Origin of the sequence: Sphingomonas flavida, assembly GCF_036663655.1 — a bacterium.
GTDB lineage: Bacteria > Pseudomonadota > Alphaproteobacteria > Sphingomonadales > Sphingomonadaceae > Sphingomonas.
Genome location: NZ_JAXOJH010000062.1, coordinates 1 through 1,034, shown reverse-complemented (window position 1 = coordinate 1,034; position 1,034 = coordinate 1). Strand labels below are relative to the sequence as shown.

The window sequence follows — 1,034 nt, the reverse complement described above, 5'->3', positions numbered from 1 at the left end:
TGTTGTTGCCCCCTAAATGCCTGACGGGGCCTCGCGGGTTTGCGTGATGTACTCGCGGGGCGAGCGATAGCCCAGCGCCTTGTGCGGGTGGACCTCGTTGTAGTGGGTCAGCCAGGCGGGCAGGTGCTCGATGACGGTGCGTGCGTCAGGCGTAGGGTTCACGCGGACATAGTCGCGCTTGAGTGTGCGGACGAAGGCCTCTGCCATGCCGTTGGACTGCGGGCTGCTGACCGGGGTGGTGCGCGGAACGAGGCCGATGTGGCGCGCGAAGCGTCTGGTATCGCCGGCGACATAGGGACTGCCGTTGTCGGTGAGCCACTCGATCGGCTCAGCCAGGCGGTTCACGGGTCCGAAGCGGTGCTCGACGGTGGCGACCATCAGGTCGCGGACGTCCTCGGCGGTGATGCCGCCGGTGGTGGCGACGTGCCCCATGGCTTCCCGGTCGCAACAGTCGAGCGCGAAGGCGACGCGGACCTTCTCGCCATTGTCGCAAGCAATCTCCAACGCGTCGGAGCACCAGCGGGTGTTGCGCCGGTCGACAGCGACACGGCCGTCGTGGCGCCGTTCCTCGCCTTTGCCGCTATGGGGCTGGAGCAGCAGGCCGTGAACCTTCATCACGCGGTATACCCGCTTCGCGTTGGGGCTTTCGCATCCGGTCTGGCGGGCCTGACGGCGCAGCAAGGCATGGACGCGGCGATAGCCATAGGTCGGCAGATCGGCAACGAGCGCACGGATCTCGGCAACCAGTTCGGCGTCGGGCAGCGGCGGTCGCCCTCGCGGCTTGGGCGGTGGTCGGTTGTGCATGGCGGACAGATGCTGGCGGCTGATGCCGATGGCGTCGGCGACCGCGGTCATTGACCGTCCCCCGGCAACGAGGTCGAGCGCAACAGCAGTTTTTTTGGGCCTGCGGCCCGGGACACGGCCTCGCGCAGGATCTCGGCTTCCATGGTTTTCTTGCCGAGCAGACGCTGGAGTTCGCTCACCTGCGCCTGCAGCGCCCGGTACTCGGACGCGGGCACCACCTCCTCGCCGGC

At 67.9% G+C, this 1,034-nt stretch carries 1 pseudogene; it reads right to left on the bottom strand.

Annotated elements, in window-relative coordinates:
• Positions 1 to 12: 12 nt before the first annotated feature.
• Positions 13 to 1,034 (bottom strand): annotated as a pseudogene (locus U1703_RS18905) (IS3 family transposase); the annotation flags it as partial.